The sequence below is a fragment of the Neisseria sp. Dent CA1/247 genome (assembly GCF_022870825.1).
GTDB classification, from domain to species: Bacteria; Pseudomonadota; Gammaproteobacteria; order Burkholderiales; family Neisseriaceae; genus Neisseria; species Neisseria zoodegmatis.
The window spans coordinates 2,690,441-2,708,901 of record NZ_CP091522.1 but is presented as its reverse complement, the minus strand read 5'-3'; the positions used below and the strand labels follow the sequence as shown (position 1 = coordinate 2,708,901).

Sequence of the window (18,461 nt, the reverse complement as noted above, 5' to 3'; positions counted from 1 at the left end):
AACAAATGAATGGGACATCATGGTAAAAGGCAAATATATCAGCGCATTGGATATCGGCACTTCTAAAGTTATCGCATTAATCGGCGAAATACAGGAAGACAATGAAATCCACATTATCGGCTTGGGGCAGGCACCGTCGCGCGGCCTGAAAGCCGGTATGGTGACCAATATCGATGCCACCGCCCAAGCCATTAAACAGGCCATGAACGAAGCGGAATTGATGGCCGATTGCAAAGTAAGCAGCGTAACCACCGGTATCGCAGGCAACCATATCCGCAGCCTGAACTCCCAAGGCGTAGTCAAAATTAAAGACGGCGAAGTATCCCAAGCCGATATCGACCGTGCTATTGAAACCGCTAAAGCCGTTAATATTCCGCCCGACCACAATATCCTGCACACCGTTGTCCAAGAGTATATTATCGACAACCAACCGGGGGTAAAAGAACCCATCGGCATGAGCGGTGTGCGCTTGGATACGCGTGTACACATCATTACCGGCGCTATTACTGCCCTGCAAAACATCCAAAAATGCGTTAACCGCTGCGGTTTGCACATGGATCAAATCATGTTGCAACCTTTGGCCAGCGGACAGGCCGTCTTAACCGAAGACGAAAAAGATTTGGGTGTGTGTGTGATCGACATCGGCGGCGGCACTACCGATATTGCCGTTTATACCAATGGTGCCATCCGCCATACCGCCGTGATTCCCGTTGCCGGTGATTTGATTACCAAAGATTTGGCACAAGCATTGCGTACTCCGCACAACGCGGCCGAATACATCAAAATCCATCACGGCGTGGCCATTGCCACTATGGATGGTTTGGATGAAATGATTGAAGTACCCAGCGTAGGTGACCGCCAGCCGCGCCAAATTTCCCGCCGCGTATTGGCCAGCGTTATCGGCCCGCGTGTGGAAGAGATTTTGGAGCTGACCTTGAACGAACTGCGCCGTTCGGGTTTCCCCGAAGAAGTGTTGACTTCCGGCATCGTATTGACTGGCGGCGCTTCGTTGCTTACCGGTATCGTTGATTTGGCCGAAGACGTATTCAACCTGCCTGCGCGTATCGGCGTTCCGCACGAAATGGGCGGCGTATCAGAGCGCATCCGCAACCCCCGTTATGCTACCGCTATCGGCCTGTTGCAAGCGGCACGCGGCGAGATGTACGGCAGCCCGGTCAGCGGTGCGGTTGTGGTAAGAGAGCAAAAAGACAGCCTGTGGGTAAAAATCCGCGACTGGCTGAAAAACAACTTTTAAAACAAACGTAAAAATATAATAAAATTATCAGAAGACTTTTGCCTCCGGCATCATGCTTCTTATATAATCGAACCTATATTTAATCCTAATTTTTGATCTGTTTTTTCCGTCCTGACGCAGGGCGCAAAGGAGTGTTACATGGAATTGGTTTACGACGTAGTAGAATCAGCTGCAAGCCCTGCGGTCATTAAAGTTATCGGTATCGGTGGCGGCGGTTGTAACGCCATTAACAATATGATTTTGAATACCGTTCAAGGTGTTGAATTCATCAGTGCCAATACCGATGCCCAATCTTTGGGTAAAAGCAATGCCGGCAAACGCATCCAGCTGGGTACCAATCTGACCCGCGGCTTGGGTGCGGGGGCCAACCCTGAAATCGGTCGCGCTGCGGCTCAAGAAGACCGTGAAGCGATTGCCGATGCCATCCGTGGTGCCAATATGTTGTTTATTACCACCGGTATGGGTGGCGGTACCGGTACCGGTGCAGCTCCTGTTGTGGCTGAAATTGCCAAAGAGCAAGGCATCTTGACTGTGGCTGTTGTAACCCGTCCGTTTGGTCACGAAGGCAAACGCGTTCACATCGCCCAAGAAGGCTTGGATCATCTGAAAAGCCAAGTGGATTCATTGATCGTGATTCCTAACGACAAACTGATGACTGCATTGGGCGAAGACATTACCGTGCGTGAGGCATTCCGTGCTGCCGACAATGTATTGCGTGATGCTGTTGCCGGTATTTCCGAAGTAGTTACCCGCCCCGGTTTCATCAACTTGGACTTCGCCGACGTGAAAAACGTGATGAGCATCATGGGTATGGCAATGATGGGTTCCGGCTTTGCACAAGGCATCGATCGTGCACGCTTGGCTACCGAACAAGCTATCTCCAGCCCGCTGTTGGATGATGTGACTTTGGATGGCGCACGCGGCGTATTGGTAAACATCACTACTGCTCCCGGCTGTCTGAAAATGTCTGAATACCGCGAAATCATGAAAGTGGTAGACGAATATGCCCATCCTGAAGCAGAGCGTAAATACGGTACTGCCGAAGATGAAAACATGGAAGAAGATGCTATCCGTGTAACCATCATCGCAACCGGCTTGAAAGAAAACAATGTGTTGGGTTCCAACAATAATCTGCGTATGGTGAAAACCCAGCAGGCTACCGGCACTGATGACGGTTTCCCCAACATCGACGGTTTGATCCGTTCTGGTCGTAACACCCGCAGCATGAACCTGACTGCTTCTGATTTTTCAAATCAATCGGTATTAGATGATTTTGAAATTCCTGCTATCTTGCGTCGCCAAGCGGACTAAGATTTACAGTTCTGATTAAACGTTAATCATATGGCCGTCTGAACATGTCGTTTCAGACGGCCATATGATTTTTTTTCTGACTGGTGCTGTGCCAAAGCTCATCGTTCAGCATCTAAGCATGAGGAAATCTGTTAAGAAAAACGGTTTGATGTAAATCATGCGCCACTTTGCGGGCGCAAATTTTATTGAGTGCAGTTGTAAGGAAAAGGTGTTTCGGTTCGTCTAAAGGCTTTCGGACGGATGGATGTTGAGGCCGTCTGAAAAGTTTTACAGGTACTTTGTCCATTTGTATTAGGAAACCTTCTCTAATGATTACAGCTGTTTTTGCCCTTATTTTTGCTATCCGTCTAGTTTCTCTTTCCATTTCCGTTAAAAACGAAAAACGTCTGATTGCCGCAGGTGCCAAGCAATTTGGCGAGAAAAATTCCAAACTGCTGGCAGCCGCACACATTGTTTATTATTTTTCGGCGCTTGCTGAATCCCACATCCGAGGCGTTTCCTTCGACAGTATTTCTGCGGCGGGTACGGCGTTGACCGCGTTTGCTTTGGTGGTGTTGTTTTACGTGATCCATGCGCTCGGCGAAATTTGGACGTTGAAAATCTATATCCACCCGCAGCATAAGATTAACCGTTCGTGGCTGTTCCGCCATGTGCGCCATCCGAACTATTTTTTAAATATTATTCCTGAGCTTATCGGCGTAGGCTTGCTCTGCCATGCTTGGACGACCATGATTGTCGGCTTGCCCGTGTATTTCGTTATCTTGTTTATTCGCATCCGCCAAGAGCACGAAGCGATGCGCCATTTGTGGTAACACCAAAATTAGGCCGTCTGAAACTCAGTTTTCAGACGGCCTAAAATCTTGGATAAACAGTTGGCATTATCCATACTAACCGGAAGAAGATTCTTAGTTTATTCAAAACCGCCGGAAAGCCGACAGATGATTATCGTGTGGCAAGCATCATTGATTGAGATTCTTCGCGATATCGGAAAATACGTTACAATCCCGTTCTGAAACCACTCTCATAAAATAAGGGAAAGCCATGTTCAGCTTCTTTAAACGCAAGAAAAAACAAGAAACTGTCGAACCTGCTGTCGAAACGGAGCAAACCCGGCAGCCGGTAGAAACGGTTTCCGAAAGTGAAGCCGAAGCGCCGGCCATTACCGTTGCGACCGAGGAAACCCACCAGCCGCTTACCGAAGCACAGCTTGAAGCGGTGGAAGAGCATACCGAAAACGATGTGCTTAGTCAGTTGGTATCCGATGTTGTGTCCGGCAGCAGCGAATTGGCCGATGCTTTAAGACTGCCCGACAGCATCGCAACGATGACTGCGCCGGTTGTGGCCGCTGCTGAAGAGCCTGTCGAACCTGTGGAAGACGAGCCTGCCAAACTCGGCTGGGCGGCGCGTTTGAAAAAAGGCCTTACCAAATCGCGCGACCAAATGGCCAAATCTCTGGCCGGCGTATTCGGCGGCGGCCAAATCGACGAAGACCTGTACGAAGAATTGGAAACCGTGCTGATTACCAGTGATATGGGCATGGAAGCCACCGATTATCTGATGAAAGACGTGCGCAAACGCGTGTCGCTGCGTGGTTTGAAAGACGGCAACGAGTTGCGTGGCGCTTTGAAAGACGCGATTTACGATTTGATCAAGCCGTTACAGAAACCGCTGGTGATTCCCGACAACGGGCAGCCGTTTGTGATTATGCTGGCCGGCATCAACGGTGCGGGCAAAACCACCTCCATCGGCAAACTGGCCAAATATTTCCAATCGCAAGGCAAGTCGGTGCTGCTGGCTGCGGGCGATACTTTCCGCGCCGCTGCCCGCGAGCAGTTGCAGGAATGGGGCGCACGCAACGGCGTGACCGTGATTTCTCAAACCACGGGCGACTCCGCCGCCGTCTGTTTCGATGCCGTAGAAGCCGCCAAAGCGCGCGGTATCGACATCGTGCTGGCCGACACCGCAGGCCGCCTGCCGACCCAACTTCATTTGATGGAAGAAATCAAAAAAGTAAAACGCGTGCTGCAAAAATCCATGCCCGACGCGCCGCATGAAATCATCGTGGTGTTGGATGCGAATATCGGCCAAAACGCTATTAATCAAGTGGTTGCGTTTGATGATGCGCTGGACGTTACCGGCCTGATTGTTACCAAACTCGATGGTACGGCCAAAGGCGGCATTCTCGCCGCGCTGGCTTCCAACCGCCCGATTCCGGTGCGCTATATCGGCGTGGGTGAAAGCATAGACGACTTGCGCCCGTTTGATGCGCGTGCGTTTGTGGATGCTTTACTAGGGGAATAAATATGACTTATTTTGCTTCAGAAATGTTAAATGAATTAGCCAAAATTTTTTCAGATGAAGCATCAGAAATAGAAGCCATCAAAGAAATTGTAGGAAGATACAACGATGGTTATAATTTATTAATCAAAGTTGCAGGTAGCCAGTTTCATTTAAGTTTTCCCGCTTCTTTTGCAGAAAGTTTAAATGAAATACAACGTAATTTTTACAGATCAGTGGCCTTTGCATTACACGGCGAAGATAATATTCGCCGATTAACTAGTGAAGAGTTACGGGAGTATGAGATTACTTTCACTATTCGTGAAGGTTGCACTGAATTTTTAACAAATATCATCGAAAAACTTGCCGCATTAGCGGAAAAGGTAATGGATGGCATGGACGCCAAAGCTAAAGCATCTTTCTTTTTAAGGCTAGTTTTGATATTCGCATTCACAGCATTAGCATGGCATGGTATCAACCAATCTGCATCTGTTTTATCTGCAAGCGAAGCTCAACAAATCGAACAAATTAAAGAACAGGAAGAAACAAAAAGATTGGAAGCTGCTTTAAATGTGAAACGTGGTCAATTACCTGCCCCACAGGAAGTTATCAATCATTTTGAAAAGAGCACTGAAGACAGCGAACAAGCTGTTTTAAAAGGTGCAAAATACGCAGATAGCGTTATTTTTCGTGGTAAATCCTTTAATAGGGAAGATATCGAGGAAGCCAATCAAAGAGCAAGCCGCGCACCCAAAACCAGTAAAATACTTTCCGGCATATATCACATAATCATTGTCAATTCCCGAGATTCTTCTGTAATCAGGCTGACGTTATCTGACAAAGACGGAAACGATATATCTGCTGCATTAGATACACTGCAATTTGATGCAGAACAGGTTGAGAGTATTTGGGATGCTGCGCAAAATAGAAGGCCTATTCAATTAGATATAAACGTGACACTGGCTGGTGCAAATATCAAACATGCTTATATTGCAGGAATAAATACTGCTTCAGAATAACCCTAATTCATCCTTGAAAGGATCTTTTGCCTAAATAGAGGCCGTCTGAAAATAAGTTTTCAGACGGCCTCGATTGTATGGTGGCGGCCGGGGACTGTTAACTAGGTATCGCTTAATCTGTCAGCAGAAAAACTGTTTCGTTTGCTTCATTTGGGCTGGGTGAAATTCTGATTTTCATCGATAAAACAAACGACTGTATTCTACCTAGCACTACTTTCTTATTTCGCCGCAGCTCCCCCCCCGTTTCAACAGCTCTTTAGCCAATTCCTGATAGGCCAGCGTGCCTTTGGCTTTGGCATCGTAAGCCAGTGCGGGCATGCCGTGGCTGGGGGCTTCGGCGAGGCGTACGTTGCGGGGGATGGTGGTGTTGAAAAGCTGCGGGCCGAAATGTGCTTGAAGTTGTTCAGACACTTCTTGCGAAAGGCGGCTGCGGCTGTCGTAAAGGGTGCGAACGATGCCGATAATGTCTAAGCGCGGGTTGATGGCTTGGCGGATTTTGCGCACGGTGGCGACTAGATCGGAAATGCCTTCGAGCGCGTAGTATTCGCACACCATCGGCACAATCACGCCGTTGGCGGCCACCAAGCCGTTGAGGGTGAGCAGGGTAAGCGTGGGCGGGCAGTCTATCAGCACGAAATCGTAATCGTCGGCAACGTCGGCCAGCGCGTTTTTCAGGCGCATTTCGCGGGCGAGTTCCTGCACCAGTTCGACCTCGGCGCCTGCCAGCGTGCGGTTGGCGGCGAGTACGTCGTAGCCGCCGGATTCGCTGTGCATTAAGGCGTTTTTAATGTCTGAATCGCCCAGCAGCACTTGGTAGATGCCGTTTTGAATATTGCTTTTGTCGATGCCGCTGCCGGTGGTGGCGTTGCCTTGCGGGTCTAAGTCGATAACCAATACCCGCTTCTTTTTGGCGGCCAGCGATGCGGCCAGATTGACCACGGTGGTGGTTTTGCCGACGCCTCCTTTTTGGTTGGCAACGGCGATAATGTTTGCGCCCATCTGTGAAACCCGTGTGATATTTGAATTGGGGTGAATTGTACCGTTATTTGCGCCCGAATGGTATGAAGGCCGTCTGAAAAACAGGTTTCAGACGGCCTTCTGTATATGGGCAAGCGGATATGGTGAGACCTTTGCAAAACCCTATCTGCGGCGTATTTCTGCGTTTGTGCGCTGCTACACTTTGAACTGCATCCACATCTGGAATTTTTTCAAAGGTCTGATTGTGATTAGGGCTTGGACGGCCGTTTTAGCGGCTTAAGTTTGCCTGCCATTTTTGAATGCGTTGCAACACGCCTGCTGCGCTCAAGCCCAAGTCGTCGAGCAGTTTTTTCGGGTCGCCGTGGTCGGTAACGGTGTCGGCCACGCCCAAAACCAGCACGGGTTTGCAGATATTGTGCTTCGCCAGCACTTCCTGCACCGCGCTGCCTGCGCCGCCTTGCTCGGCGTTTTCTTCGACGCTCACCAGATAATCGTGCGACTGCGCCAGTTTTAAAATCAACTCTTCGTCCAGCGGTTTGACGAAGCGCATATCGGCCACAGTTGCGTCCAGCGTTTCGGCCGCTTCCAGTGCGGGCTGAACCATGCTGCCGAAAGCGAAAACGGCGGTTTGGCGGCCTTCGCGTCTGACAACGCCTTTGCCGACGGGCACGGTATCGAGGCCGTCTGAAACCGTTGCGCCGATGCCCGAACCGCGCGGATAGCGCACGGCGGTCGGTGCATCGAGTTGATAGCAGGTGGAAAGCAGCAGGCGGCATTCGTTTTCGTCGCTCGGGGCGGCGATGACCATATTCGGAACACAGCGCAAAAAGCTCAAATCATACAAACCGGCGTGGGTGGGGCCGTCTGCACCCACGATGCCGGCGCGGTCGATAGCGAACAGCACGGGCAGGTTTTGCAGGGCGATGTCGTGGACGAGTTGGTCGTAGGCGCGTTGCAGGAAAGTGGAATAAATCGCCACCACCGGTTTCGCGCCTTCGCAGGCCAAGCCGCCGGCAAAGGTAACGGCGTGCTGCTCGGCGATGCCGACATCGAAATAACGTTCGGGGAATTTTTGTTCGTATTCGACCAAACCGCTGCCTTCGCGCATGGCGGGCGTGATGGCAACCAAGCGCGGGTCGGCGGCGGCCTGATCGCACAGCCATTTGCCGAAAATCTGCGTGTAGGTGGGCTTGGGAACGGCCGGTTTTTCGCTCGGAGCGTTGGTTTTGCCGATAGCATGGTATTTCACCGGATCGTTTTCGGCGAGTTTGTAGCCTTGGCCTTTTTTGGTAATCACATGCAGAATCTGCGGGCCTTTTTTGGCGCGCAAGTCTTTCAGCACGTCGACCAGATTTTCAACATCATGGCCGTCGACGGGGCCGGTGTATTGGAAGCCGAAGTTTTCGAATAACGACAGCGATTGCTTGGCGTGTTCCGCTTCGCCGGCGATGGTTTTGATTTTGTGTTCGACTTTTTGGGCGATTTCCAGCGCGCCGGGCAGCTTGTCGAGCACTTTGGTGGATTGCGCTTTGATGGTGCTGAGCAGGCCGTGCATATCGCGCACGACATTACGCGCCAGATATTTGGGCAGCGCGCCGACATTGGGGGAAATCGACATTTCGTTGTCGTTGAGAATCACCAGCAGGTCGATATCCATATCGCCCGCACAGTTTAAGGCTTCAAACGCCTGACCCGCCGTCATCGCGCCGTCGCCGATCACCGCCACGCTGCGCTTGCCGTTGCCCGCCAGTTTGTCGGCCACCGCCATACCGAGCGCCGCGCCGATAGAAGTGGAAGAATGGCCGACACCGAATGCGTCGTATTCCGACTCGCCGCGCTTGGGAAAGCCCGCCAAGCCGCCGTATTGGCGCATGGTGTGCATACGGTTTTTGCGGCCGGTGAGGATTTTGTGCGGATAGCTTTGATGGCCGACATCCCAAACCACATTGTCGTTGGGCGTGTCATACACATAATGCAGCGCGACGGTTAGCTCGACCGCGCCGAGGTTGCTGGCGAAATGCCCGCCCGTTTTACCGACCGATTCCAACAGAAACGTACGCAATTCTTCCGCCACGCGCGGCAACTGTTCTTTAGGCAAACAGCGCAAGTCTTGCGGCAGGTCGATGGTGTCGAGTAAAGGGGTTTGGCTCATATTCGCTCTTTTTCTGTCGGTGGTTTGCTACGGTAACGGCTGATTATAACAAGAGATTCTATGGCGGGATATTGAAATAGGCCGCGTAGCGGCAGGAAAACAGCCGAAACGCGGCGGGGCGGGTTTCGGCTGTCGGCATATGAATGGTTGGGTGTTTCGGAAAGGGCGTTTGCCGGAGCAAAGCCTTATGCCCAATGGCGGGCGAGTGCGTCGGCTTCGGCCAAACGCTCCACCGTGCCCACGTCCAGCCACAAACCTTGATGCTGCTCGCCGGACACCAAACCTTGATTCATCGCATCGCGCAGCAGCGGAGCGAGCTTGGCGGCTTGGCGCGGCGGGGTGTTGCGGAACAAATCGGGATGGTAAACGCCCATGCCGCTGAAGGTTAATGCTGTGCCTTCGGGCGCGGCGGACAACACGGCGCCGTTGTTTTGCAAGACGAAATCGCCGTTGGGGTTGTGGGCGGGATTCGGCACCAGCCATAAATGGGCGAGCTTTTGCTGTTGCAGCAGGGCTTCGGCTACGCTAAAGGCCGTCTGAAAATCAATATCGGTCAATACGTCGCCGTTGACCACCAGAAAAGGCTCGTTGCCCAACAAAGGCAGCGCGGTTGCAATGCCGCCGGCCGTTTCCAAACCCGTTTCGCCTTCGGGAGAATACGCAATCCGCACGCCGTATGCCTCGCCCGTGTCCAGCGTATCCTCTATCTGGCTGCCCAGCCAAGCGTGGTTGATCACGATTTCGCGGATGCCCGCCGCGTGCAGACGCCGCAGATGCCAACCGATGAGCGGTTCGCCGCCCACCTTCAACAGCGGTTTGGGGCAGGAATCGGTGAGCGGGCGCATACGTTCCCCGCGACCGGCGGCTAAAATCATGGCTTTCATGGTGATTCCGTATTGGTTTGAAAGGCATGAATTGTATAACAAAGGCCGTCTGAAAATAAGGTTTACGTATTTTTAAGGTGATGTCATATGCTGTTTGGGCGGGTTATCGGTTAATATATTAACCGTTGCAGCCTAATGATTAATTATCTGTATAGAAAGGTAGAAATTATGAAACGATTCGGACTATTGTTACCTTTATTATTAGCCGGCGCATGTACGGTTTCTTCAGTTGTGCCTTTGGGCAATAATGCGCAGCCGCTGCAAGGCTCGTGGCAGATTAAAGAAGCGGAAGGGCAGCAGGTGCGCCCCGAAGTGGTGATGATGTTGGACGGCAAAGACAAAGCTTTCAGCATCCGCACCGATTGCAACACTTTATTCGGACACTACCTCAATTCTTCCGATAAAAATTTACAGTTCGGCGGCGTTGCCTCAACCCTGAAAGGCTGCCCCGATGCCAGCACCGAGCAACACATTTCGCGCCTGCTGCCGCAAGTGCGCGGCTACCGTTTCGTCGGTCAGGAAATCGAAATGTTTGACCGCCAAGGCAAAACACTGTTGCGCGGAGAACGGGTTAAAGGCAACTAAGCACTGCGTTTTCAGTCAATCAACTTATAGAACGGACTTGTGTCATACTCAGGCTTTACTAAAAGCCAAGATACTCGGGTCAAGCCCGAGTATGACGTAATGTGACAGAGTAGGTTTATTGACTATAAGGCCGTCTGAAAAATACCCTGCGGGATAGCACATGCCTCGCAGGGTATTTTTTCAGACGGCCTCATACTCAAACTCAAACCGCCGCATCATTGCTTATTTCTTAGATTTCATCACCACCATATGCCGTTCCGCATCAAGCTGGGGAACGTCGAGTTTGTCCACACGAACCACTTCTACATCGGCGGGCACATGCTCCAATTCTTCATACGGATACACGCCTTTCATCGCCGCCCAATAGCCGTTTTCATTCAACAAATGCTTGGTCAGCGCAATAAAATCGGCCAACTCCGCAAACGCGCGGCTGGTTACTACGTCCACTTTCTTATCGTGCATCGCTTCCACGCGGCCGCTTGCCACGGTAACGTTGCTCAAGCCCAGCTCAATCACGGCTTGTTGCAGGAACGTGGTTTTTTTGGTGTTTGAATCCAGCAGCGTAATCTGTAAATCGGGGCGGCAAATCGCGGTGGGAATGCCGGGCATACCGCCGCCGGAGCCAACGTCCATCAACGTTTTGGCATCTTTCACATACGGCAGCAGCGTCAGGCTGTCGAGCACGTGATGGCTGATCATCGTCGCCTCGTCGCGCAAGGCGGTTAGGTTATAAGTGCTGTTCCATTTTTTCAGCAGGGAAACATATTCGAGCAGCAGCAACTGCTGCGGGGTGGAAAGCTCAAGGCCGAGTTTTTGCAGGCCGTCTTGTAATTTTTGTTTGTTATCCATTTTTATTGTCCTGATTAAGCTTTTTTCGTTTGGCGTAATCTTATCTGAAAACCTGCTTTTACAGGATGAATTGTTTGAAAGGTTGTCTGAAAAGGGATTCATATTCACTTCGTTTCTAAAATGTCAAGAAATCTTGATGCAGCCAATTGGTAAAAAACTTGACCTTGACGTACGGTTAAGCTTTATTCTCATAAGGAATAAAAATTGTAGTACGAAAAAAATGGTAGTGTATTTATTAGTTGTCTTGTTTTTGTATCCTAAACAAAAGGAGATATTTATGAAATCCATTAATAGGCGGCAATTTTTAACTTTTGGCTTATCAACTGCCACAGGTGTAGTGCTGCTGCGTTCCGGTTGTGCTTGGGCCGGTAGGAACGGTATGACAGAAGAACACCATGGCTTGATGAGGGAGATGCGCGATAGCATGATGAAAGAGCAGGCGCAGCTACTGTCGTTGGATGCTTTGCCGCAGGGTAAACCGTTAAAACCGTTGTCTTTGTTGGGAAGAAGAAGCGGTAAATATTTTCAGGCTGAAATTACGGCAAGGGAACAGCAAATCGAGCTGATCAAGGATAAGCCAACAACATTTTTTACCTATAATGGACACCTGCCGGGACAGTTGATTGAAGTAATGGAAGGAGATACGGTCAATATTGAATTTGTTAACCTATTAAAAGAGGAAACTACGGTTCATTGGCATGGATTGCCTGTGCCGCCCGAACAAGATGGAAATCCTAATGATCCCGTAAGGCCGGGGGAGATTCGTCGTTACACCTTCACTTTACCGGAAGGTTCGGCGGGTACTTACTGGTATCACACTCATGCTCACAATTTGGTTTCAAGACAGGCTTACAAAGGGTTGGCGGGTGCAATTATTGTGCATTCGGAGGGAGACCCGCTAAGAGAACTGCCGGAACAGCATTGGTTGTTTTCCGATTTGCGTTTGGACAGCGATGGTAAGTTGCCTGAAAATACAATGATGGATTGGATGAATGGTAGGGAAGGGCAATTTACTTTAATCAACGGGCAATTCCGCCCGACTATTGAAATCAATGGTACACAGCGTATTCGCATCTGGAATACTTGTAATGCCCGTTATCTAAATCTATCAATTCCGAAAGCGGAACTGATTGTGGTTGGTACTGATGGTGGGTTATTGGAAAAAGCGGCGAAACCTGTATCGTCTTTATTGATTGCTCCGGCAGAACGCTATGAGGTGGTGATTAAAGGGGGTGATGGAACTTTTGAACTGCAAGATTTACCGTACGACCGTAAAAAAATGATGCAGCCTTTCAAGGCCGAAACCCGCAAACTCGGTACGGTTTTGCTGAAAAACACAAAAGACCCGCAATTACCCATAAGATTGCGTTTGATTGCTGAACTAAGTAAGCCAACGGCATTTAAACAAGTTATATTCAGTGAACAAATGGGGCGAGGAATGAACAATATGTTTCTTGTTAATGGAAAAAGTTATGATATGAACCGTATAGATTTAACCAGCCGGATCAATGAAATTGAAGAATGGACAATCATTAACGATTCTCATATGGACCATCCGTTTCATTTACATGGCTCCCAATTTATTGTGACAGAACGTTCTTGGGGCGGCAAAACGGAAAAAGTTGCCAAAGCCTTGAAAGATACGGTTAATCTTCGCCCTTATGAATCAATTAAATTTCGTGTGATGCAGGTTGATAAAGGTATACGAATGTTTCATTGCCATATTCTTGAGCATGAAAATTTGGGCATGATGGGACAGTTGGCGGTGGAGTAAAACAGTAAGCATAGATAGGGAAACCGGTATCTGGCAAAAATGCTCAATCATCATGATACCGTATTGATGCCGGATTCAAGAATCTGATTCTACGAATTTGGAATTTGCCGAAAAATAGTAGGCTCTATCAAGAAAGCTATAAATCTGCTTTTTTAACTTGTTGGAAAAGTGTAAATAACGCTAGGATTTTTTACAACCATTCAGTTTGGAACTAGATATGAAACAGAAATTATTTTTTACTCAAAAAACAACATGGGTTTTAGGCACGCTGGCTGTTGCGACATCTGCGGCAGTAGTATTTGCTTTACTGTCTGAGCAAAGCGGTACATCGCAGACAGAAAATGCCGCAATGGCAGGTAAACATTCAGAACCTTATCAAATCGAAGTATGGAAAGATCCTAACTGTGGCTGTTGTGCCGAGTGGGCTAAACGCATGGAAGGTAGCGGTTTTAAAGTTGTCGTGAACAATACTGGGAATCGCGAAGTTCGTGAGAAATTTGGTATGCCGCGACAATATGGTTCTTGTCATACGGCCAAAGTGGGGGGATATATTATTGAAGGCCATACTCCTGCAGCCGATATTCGCCGGCTTCTGAAGGAAAAGCCTGATGCTTTGGGGTTGGCAACGCCAGGAATGCCTCTTGGTTCTCCTGGTATGGATGGCGAAATATACCAAAACAGAAAACATCCGTACGATGTTTTATTGGTGGCGCAAAACGGCAGCAGTAAAGTATACCAATCTTACCGATAAGGCTATAGCAAGCGTAGGTTGGGTTATCAACCCAACCTACTCAGGCCGTCTGAAAGCATCCAGCTATTTTCAGACGGCCTCTGCTTTATGTGAAAGACTTCCAGCTGCAAGCCTGAGACCTTTGCAAAACCCCTATCTGCGGCGCATTTCTGCGTTGTGCGCTGCCTGCCCGTTTGCTTGTCTATATGATATGTCTGCTCCCCACTGTGCTGCTGCGCCTTGAACTGCATCCTCATCTAGGGTTTTTGCAAAGGTCTCAGCCTTTGTTTTTACGTCGTTTAGAACGTTTTTTCCAGTGTGATAAACCATTGTTTGTTTTGGCGCGAGTAAAATAATGGGATGCTGCTGTCGATTTTTTGATACTGGAAGTTCAGCTTGGGCGTGATGCCGTAAATATGGAGGCTGCGGTGCCATACGGCAATGTTGGCCTGATATTCTTTGTCGCGGCGTTTGATGGAGAAAAATTGGTTGGGCGCGTCGAAACGGCGTTGGCCGTAGCGGAGGTTGATGCGCGTGCTCACGCCGTTTTGCCATTCTTTCAATACGCCGGCGCGCACGCCTTGGCGTTTGGAGGATTCTTGCGGGTCTTTGGCGTGCTCGCGGCTGTAATCCAAGCCGCCGTAGAGCATGAGGTCTGCTTTGGGAATCCATGCGGCGGTGAGGGAGACGTTGTTCATTTTGCCGTTATAGCGTTGGGCTTGGTAATCGCGGGCGTAGCGTTTTTGGATGTGGGAGAACGAGCCGATAACTTGCCAGTTGTCGCTGAGCCAGCGTCCGTATTGGGTGGAGGCGCCGAAATTTCGGCTGTAAGCATCTCCGCCCAAACGGTTGTAGCCGACGAAGGGTACGGCGGAAAACCATTGGCGGATTTGTTGGTTTTTGTAGCCTGCGCCTAATCGTAGGCTTTGTTCGCTGTAATCGCGTTTGTCCCAATACCATACGCCGTCAACGGATGCTTCGGTGGTGAGGTAGTGGTTGCCGGAAAGGTTCCAGTCGCGGTTGGCGGAGAAGTTGTATCTGAGGCCGTTGGCTGTTTGGGGGCGGGAATCTTGGGTGCGGTGGAAGCGTTTGCCGTCGGGTGTGTCGATGTATTCCGACGACGAGGCGTTGTTGACGTTGTCGTTGCGCTCATACTGTACGCCGGCATTGATTTCCCAGCCTTGCTGTTTTTGGATGCGGGCAAGGTAGGCGTCGGCCATGGCTCGTGCCTGTGGGGAAATGTCGTCGGCTTTCACGCGCTCGAATTGGTCTTTCGCGGCTTGGTATTGCTTGTTTTCATAGAGCATGCCGGCCAAGTCGAGGCGGACATAGCTTAAGTCGGGCTGTGCGGCGATGATGCGGCGGTAAGCGGCGATGGCTTGGGGGTGTTTCTTTTGGGCGCGCAATAGGGCGCCGTTGGCGTAGTCGTAAAGGATGGCGTCGTGCTGCGGCAGGGTGCGGTAAAGCGGCAATAAGTCTGCCAATAAGAGCCAGTTTTGGCTGTGAATCGCCTGCTCGATCAGCTTGGCGGTCAGCTCGGGATTTTGGCGCAGGTCGCTTTCGTCGAGATGCACGGATTCGGACTGCTCGGCCTTACCTGTTTGAACGGAAGCGGCCACTTCGGGCTTCTTGGCATCAGGCTGGGGAAGGTTTAGGTTGCTGTCTTCAAACGACGGCGCAGGCGGTGGAATGTCTTTGGCTTGTAGGGTTTGATCGTCGGCCATCGCAACGGCGGCTGCGCTTGCCGATAATATGATAAAAAGATATTTATACATGGCTGATTGTCCGAAAGGCCGTCTGAAACGTTTCAGACGGCCTTTAATAAGGGTGGATTGAATAGGAATCGGTGTAAATATAACGCAAAAATATATTTTCAAATATTAACAAATAATCCGAAGCGTGCCTACTTTTCGGCACGCTTTTGATGCAAATTTCAGACGGCCTCGACACATTTTCCCGAATACACGGCAAACGCCATCAAATGATTCATAAACGCGCCCAAATACTTTAAACTCTTCTTCTTTATTTTTGCGATGCCCGCCATGAACCGCTTGCTTTCTTCCGTGCCCGTTTGGGTGATTTTGGCCGACATGATTTATACGTTTGTATTGAGTATTCTGCAAAGCTTCAACCTTACTCAAAGCCAACTGCCTAAAGACGGCCTTCCCGTTGCGCCGGATATTGCTTTCAGCGGTTTGCAGGTTGTGGCCAACGGCGGCATGATTTTGATCATCGGCTTCGGGCTGTATGTGCTGCTTCAGCTCAACCGCGCCGTTTTGCAAAAAAGAGTCTTTCCTATCGGCGTTTTTCGGGCGTTGGGGCTGATTGCCGTGCTGGCATTCAGCCTGCCTGCTTTGTGGGAGTGGATGTGGGCGCTGGTCAGATTGGCGGGCGGTCACAATACCTTTAATTTAGACTCTCCGCGCTACCTGATTGTTGCAGCCTGCCAGCCTTTGGTTGCCGTGCTGTGCGTGTGGCGTTTGTATGGATGGCAGCGCTTGCGTTCGCATGTGGCGGCTAATGTGGAATAACTGCACAACAATGGCGGCTTGTTTCCCAATATTTCTTAAAACACCTTAATCATATAAAACAGTATCGAAACCGGCCTTTTCCGCCGTAGCGTGAAATTTTCGCCGATTTCTTTTACACTGCCGGTGTCTATACTCAATACAATATAGGAAAGGAATGTTATGAATTTGTTGAAATCTTCTCTGCCTTTAGTTGCCTTGTTGGCTTTGGCGGCGTGTAAACAAGAAACCGCAGCACCGGCGGAATCCGCTCCGGCGGCCAGCACGCCTGCGGTGGCTGAGGCGGCTGCTTCCGGTGCATCTGCCGCTGTGGCTTTGGGTTCTGAAAAAGACGCTAAATGGAAGTCTTACCAATGTCACGACGGTTTGGCTTTGAGCGCGCGCTACTTTAACGGTGAAGACGGCAAACCTGCTGCGGAAGTCCGTTTTGACGGCAAATTATTCAAGCTGAAGCACAACAGCGAATACAGCAATCAAGATTTAACTGCTTTCGGCGACGGCACGCATACTTGGACGATCAGCAACAGCCAGCAAGCCGATATATACAAGGAAGACAACGGCTTCTTTGTCCGCCACGAAAAGCAGCAGGTCAACAGCGAAGTGTTGCCCGTTGATTTAACCTTGGCGAAAAACTGTATGCCTGCGCAATAAGCGCGGCTGCACGGATTGAAAAGATTGAATCGGGCTTAAGCCAAAATAAAACAGACTGCCGAAGCAGTCTGTTTTATTTTGTATCCGGGCTAAACGATTAGCGTTTGAACATGTTGCCGAATTTTTGGTTGAATTTGTCAACGCGACCGGTGGTGTCAACGATTTTTTGTTGGCCGGTGTAGAAAGGGTGGCACAAAGAGCAAACCTCGATATTGAAGTTTTCTTTTGCCATGGTAGAACGGGTAGTGAATTTGTTGCCGCAAGAGCAAGTTACATTCACGTCATGGTATTCGGGGTGAACATTTTGTTTCATTTTGTTTTCCTTTAGGTTGGCGGGCATAGGGGTTGTGCCTATGCTTCAAAGATAAGCCGCGTAGTATTTCTTTTTTTTTGCTTTCTGTCAAGGGGATATTGCGCGCTGCGGTTTAATCTGCGGCGGTTTTTTGCTAAAATCGCCACATTCGGCCATGCCCGCTTTTTGCTTGTGCGCGGTGTGGTCATGATGATTAATACAGGCCGTCTGAAATTTTCAGACGGCCTTCAGACGGAACATGCTCTATGTCTTACCAACAAATCACGATTGCTGTAAAAGACCACTCTGCCGAACGCCTTGCCGACGCGCTGATGGATCACGGCGCGCTGTCCGCCGCGATTGAAGATGCTTATGCGGGCACGGCCAACGAGCAGGCCATTTTCGGCGAGCCGGGCATGCCGGCCGAGCAAGTGTGGCAGCAAAGCAAAGTGATTGCTTTGTTTGGCGAAAATACGGATGTTGCCCCGATTGTGGCCGCCGCCGCCCAAGATTGCGGCCTGACCGTCAACACTTACGAAACCGAGCTGCTGCCCGAGCAGGATTGGGTGCGCTTAACACAGGCGCAGTTTGATCCGATTAAGATTTCCGACCGTTTGTGGATTACCCCCTCTTGGCACGAAGCGCCCGATGAGAACGCCGTCAACCTGCAACTGGATCCCGGTTTGGCTTTCGGCACCGGCAGCCACCCGACCACCCGCTTGTGCCTGCAATGGCTCGACGGCCATTTGAAAGGCGGAGAATCGGTGTTGGACTACGGTTGCGGCTCGGGCATTTTGGCGATTGCGGCCATGAAGTTAGGTGCGGGCGCGGCGACCGGTGTGGATATCGACGAACAGGCCATCCGCGCGAGTAACGACAATGCTGCGCAAAACAATGTCGATGCACGCTTCTATCTGCCCGACGCGCTGCCGCAAGCGCAGTTTGACGTTGTCGTTGCCAATATTTTGGCGAACCCGCTGCGTATGCTCGGCGGCTTGCTGGCGGAGCGCACCAAGCAGGGCGGCCGTATCGTGTTGTCGGGCATTCTCGACGAACAAGTTGAAGAAATGAGCGGCATTTACGCTGAATGGTTCGATATGGCGCCGGCGCAAATAGACGAAGGCTGGGCGTGTTTGAGCGGCGTTAAACGCTGATCAGGCCGTCTGAAAAGTATTC

General features: G+C 50.3%; 17 protein-coding genes and 1 pseudogene. 12 read left to right on the top strand and 6 right to left on the bottom strand.

The features are described 5' to 3' along the window. Positions 1-19: 19 nt before the first annotated feature. The 5 genes from ftsA to LVJ85_RS13080 all read left to right on the top strand — a co-directional run bounded on the left by ftsA (position 20) and on the right by LVJ85_RS13080 (position 5,862). Positions 20-1,255: a cell division protein FtsA gene (ftsA, locus tag LVJ85_RS13100; protein ID WP_115134162.1), complete on the top strand. Its 1,236-nt coding sequence runs from the start codon at positions 20-22 to the stop codon at positions 1,253-1,255. A 138-nt stretch (positions 1,256-1,393) separates the two neighbouring features. Next, a complete protein-coding gene (ftsZ, locus tag LVJ85_RS13095; protein ID WP_054599837.1) occupies positions 1,394-2,566 on the top strand; it encodes a cell division protein FtsZ in 1,173 nt (390 codons plus the stop codon). Between the two features lie 308 nt (positions 2,567-2,874). Next, entirely contained in the window at positions 2,875-3,378 is a 504-nt protein-coding gene (locus tag LVJ85_RS13090; protein ID WP_244740308.1) for an isoprenylcysteine carboxyl methyltransferase family protein, read from the top strand. Positions 3,379-3,607: 229 nt separating this feature from the next. Next, entirely contained in the window at positions 3,608-4,867 is a 1,260-nt protein-coding gene (gene ftsY / locus LVJ85_RS13085) for a signal recognition particle-docking protein FtsY (protein WP_244740306.1), read from the top strand. 2 nt (positions 4,868-4,869) lie between these two features. Next, on the top strand, positions 4,870-5,862 hold the full coding sequence (locus LVJ85_RS13080) for a hypothetical protein (protein WP_244740304.1): 993 nt from the start codon (positions 4,870-4,872) through the stop codon (positions 5,860-5,862). A gap of 210 nt (positions 5,863-6,072) precedes the next feature. Here the strand turns inward: LVJ85_RS13080 and LVJ85_RS13075 are convergent, their stop codons facing one another. The 3 genes from LVJ85_RS13075 to murU form a co-directional block, all read right to left on the bottom strand. Then, positions 6,073-6,861 (bottom strand): ParA family protein, encoded by a 789-nt coding sequence (locus LVJ85_RS13075; protein ID WP_244740302.1) that lies wholly within the window; start codon positions 6,859-6,861, stop codon positions 6,073-6,075. 247 nt (positions 6,862-7,108) lie between these two features. Beyond that, a complete protein-coding gene (dxs, locus tag LVJ85_RS13070; RefSeq protein ID WP_244740300.1) occupies positions 7,109-8,992 on the bottom strand; it encodes a 1-deoxy-D-xylulose-5-phosphate synthase in 1,884 nt (627 codons plus the stop codon). Positions 8,993-9,177: 185 nt separating this feature from the next. Further along, on the bottom strand, positions 9,178-9,876 hold the full coding sequence (murU, locus tag LVJ85_RS13065) for an N-acetylmuramate alpha-1-phosphate uridylyltransferase MurU (protein ID WP_244740298.1): 699 nt from the start codon (positions 9,874-9,876) through the stop codon (positions 9,178-9,180). 168 nt (positions 9,877-10,044) lie between these two features. Here murU and LVJ85_RS13060 point away from each other — a divergent pair, with 168 nt between their 5' ends. Then, the gene (locus LVJ85_RS13060; protein ID WP_244740296.1) at positions 10,045-10,461 is read left to right on the top strand and encodes an META domain-containing protein; all 417 of its coding nucleotides are present in this window, start codon (positions 10,045-10,047) and stop codon (positions 10,459-10,461) included. A 222-nt stretch (positions 10,462-10,683) separates the two neighbouring features. Here the strand turns inward: LVJ85_RS13060 and rsmG are convergent, their stop codons facing one another. Next, positions 10,684-11,310 carry a 16S rRNA (guanine(527)-N(7))-methyltransferase RsmG gene (gene rsmG, locus LVJ85_RS13055; RefSeq protein WP_244740293.1) on the bottom strand — a complete coding sequence of 209 codons (627 nt, stop codon included), beginning with the start codon at positions 11,308-11,310 and terminating at the stop codon, positions 10,684-10,686. 277 nt (positions 11,311-11,587) lie between these two features. Between rsmG and LVJ85_RS13050 the strand changes: the two genes are divergently transcribed. From LVJ85_RS13050 to LVJ85_RS13040, 3 genes and pseudogenes are all read left to right on the top strand, one after another. Next, positions 11,588-13,084 carry a multicopper oxidase family protein gene (locus LVJ85_RS13050; RefSeq protein ID WP_244740290.1) on the top strand — a complete coding sequence of 499 codons (1,497 nt, stop codon included), beginning with the start codon at positions 11,588-11,590 and terminating at the stop codon, positions 13,082-13,084. A 217-nt stretch (positions 13,085-13,301) separates the two neighbouring features. Continuing rightward, complete coding sequence (locus LVJ85_RS13045; protein ID WP_244740288.1) at positions 13,302-13,835, top strand: DUF411 domain-containing protein; 534 nt, start codon at positions 13,302-13,304, stop codon at positions 13,833-13,835. Between the two features lie 121 nt (positions 13,836-13,956). Beyond that, positions 13,957-14,170 (top strand): annotated as a pseudogene (locus LVJ85_RS13040) (lipoprotein signal peptidase). Here LVJ85_RS13040 and LVJ85_RS13035 read toward each other — a convergent pair. Then, the gene (locus tag LVJ85_RS13035; protein WP_244740286.1) at positions 14,114-15,589 is read right to left on the bottom strand and encodes a surface lipoprotein assembly modifier; all 1,476 of its coding nucleotides are present in this window, start codon (positions 15,587-15,589) and stop codon (positions 14,114-14,116) included. The pseudogene LVJ85_RS13040 and the gene LVJ85_RS13035 overlap by 57 nt on opposite strands. Before the next feature lie 267 nt (positions 15,590-15,856). Here LVJ85_RS13035 and LVJ85_RS13030 point away from each other — a divergent pair, with 267 nt between their 5' ends. Both LVJ85_RS13030 and LVJ85_RS13025 read left to right on the top strand, forming a co-directional pair. Next, positions 15,857-16,345, top strand: coding sequence for a hypothetical protein (locus tag LVJ85_RS13030; RefSeq protein WP_244740284.1), 489 nt, complete (start codon positions 15,857-15,859; stop codon positions 16,343-16,345). Positions 16,346-16,504: 159 nt separating this feature from the next. Further along, positions 16,505-16,993, top strand: coding sequence for a hypothetical protein (locus LVJ85_RS13025; RefSeq protein ID WP_244740282.1), 489 nt, complete (start codon positions 16,505-16,507; stop codon positions 16,991-16,993). 97 nt (positions 16,994-17,090) lie between these two features. Here LVJ85_RS13025 and rpmE read toward each other — a convergent pair whose 3' ends face one another. After that, positions 17,091-17,306 (bottom strand): 50S ribosomal protein L31, encoded by a 216-nt coding sequence (gene rpmE / locus LVJ85_RS13020; protein WP_085363956.1) that lies wholly within the window; start codon positions 17,304-17,306, stop codon positions 17,091-17,093. 245 nt (positions 17,307-17,551) lie between these two features. On the opposite strand from rpmE, the gene prmA reads away from it, so the two are divergent. After that, on the top strand, positions 17,552-18,439 hold the full coding sequence (prmA, locus tag LVJ85_RS13015) for a 50S ribosomal protein L11 methyltransferase (protein WP_244740279.1): 888 nt from the start codon (positions 17,552-17,554) through the stop codon (positions 18,437-18,439). Positions 18,440-18,461: the final 22 nt, after the last annotated feature.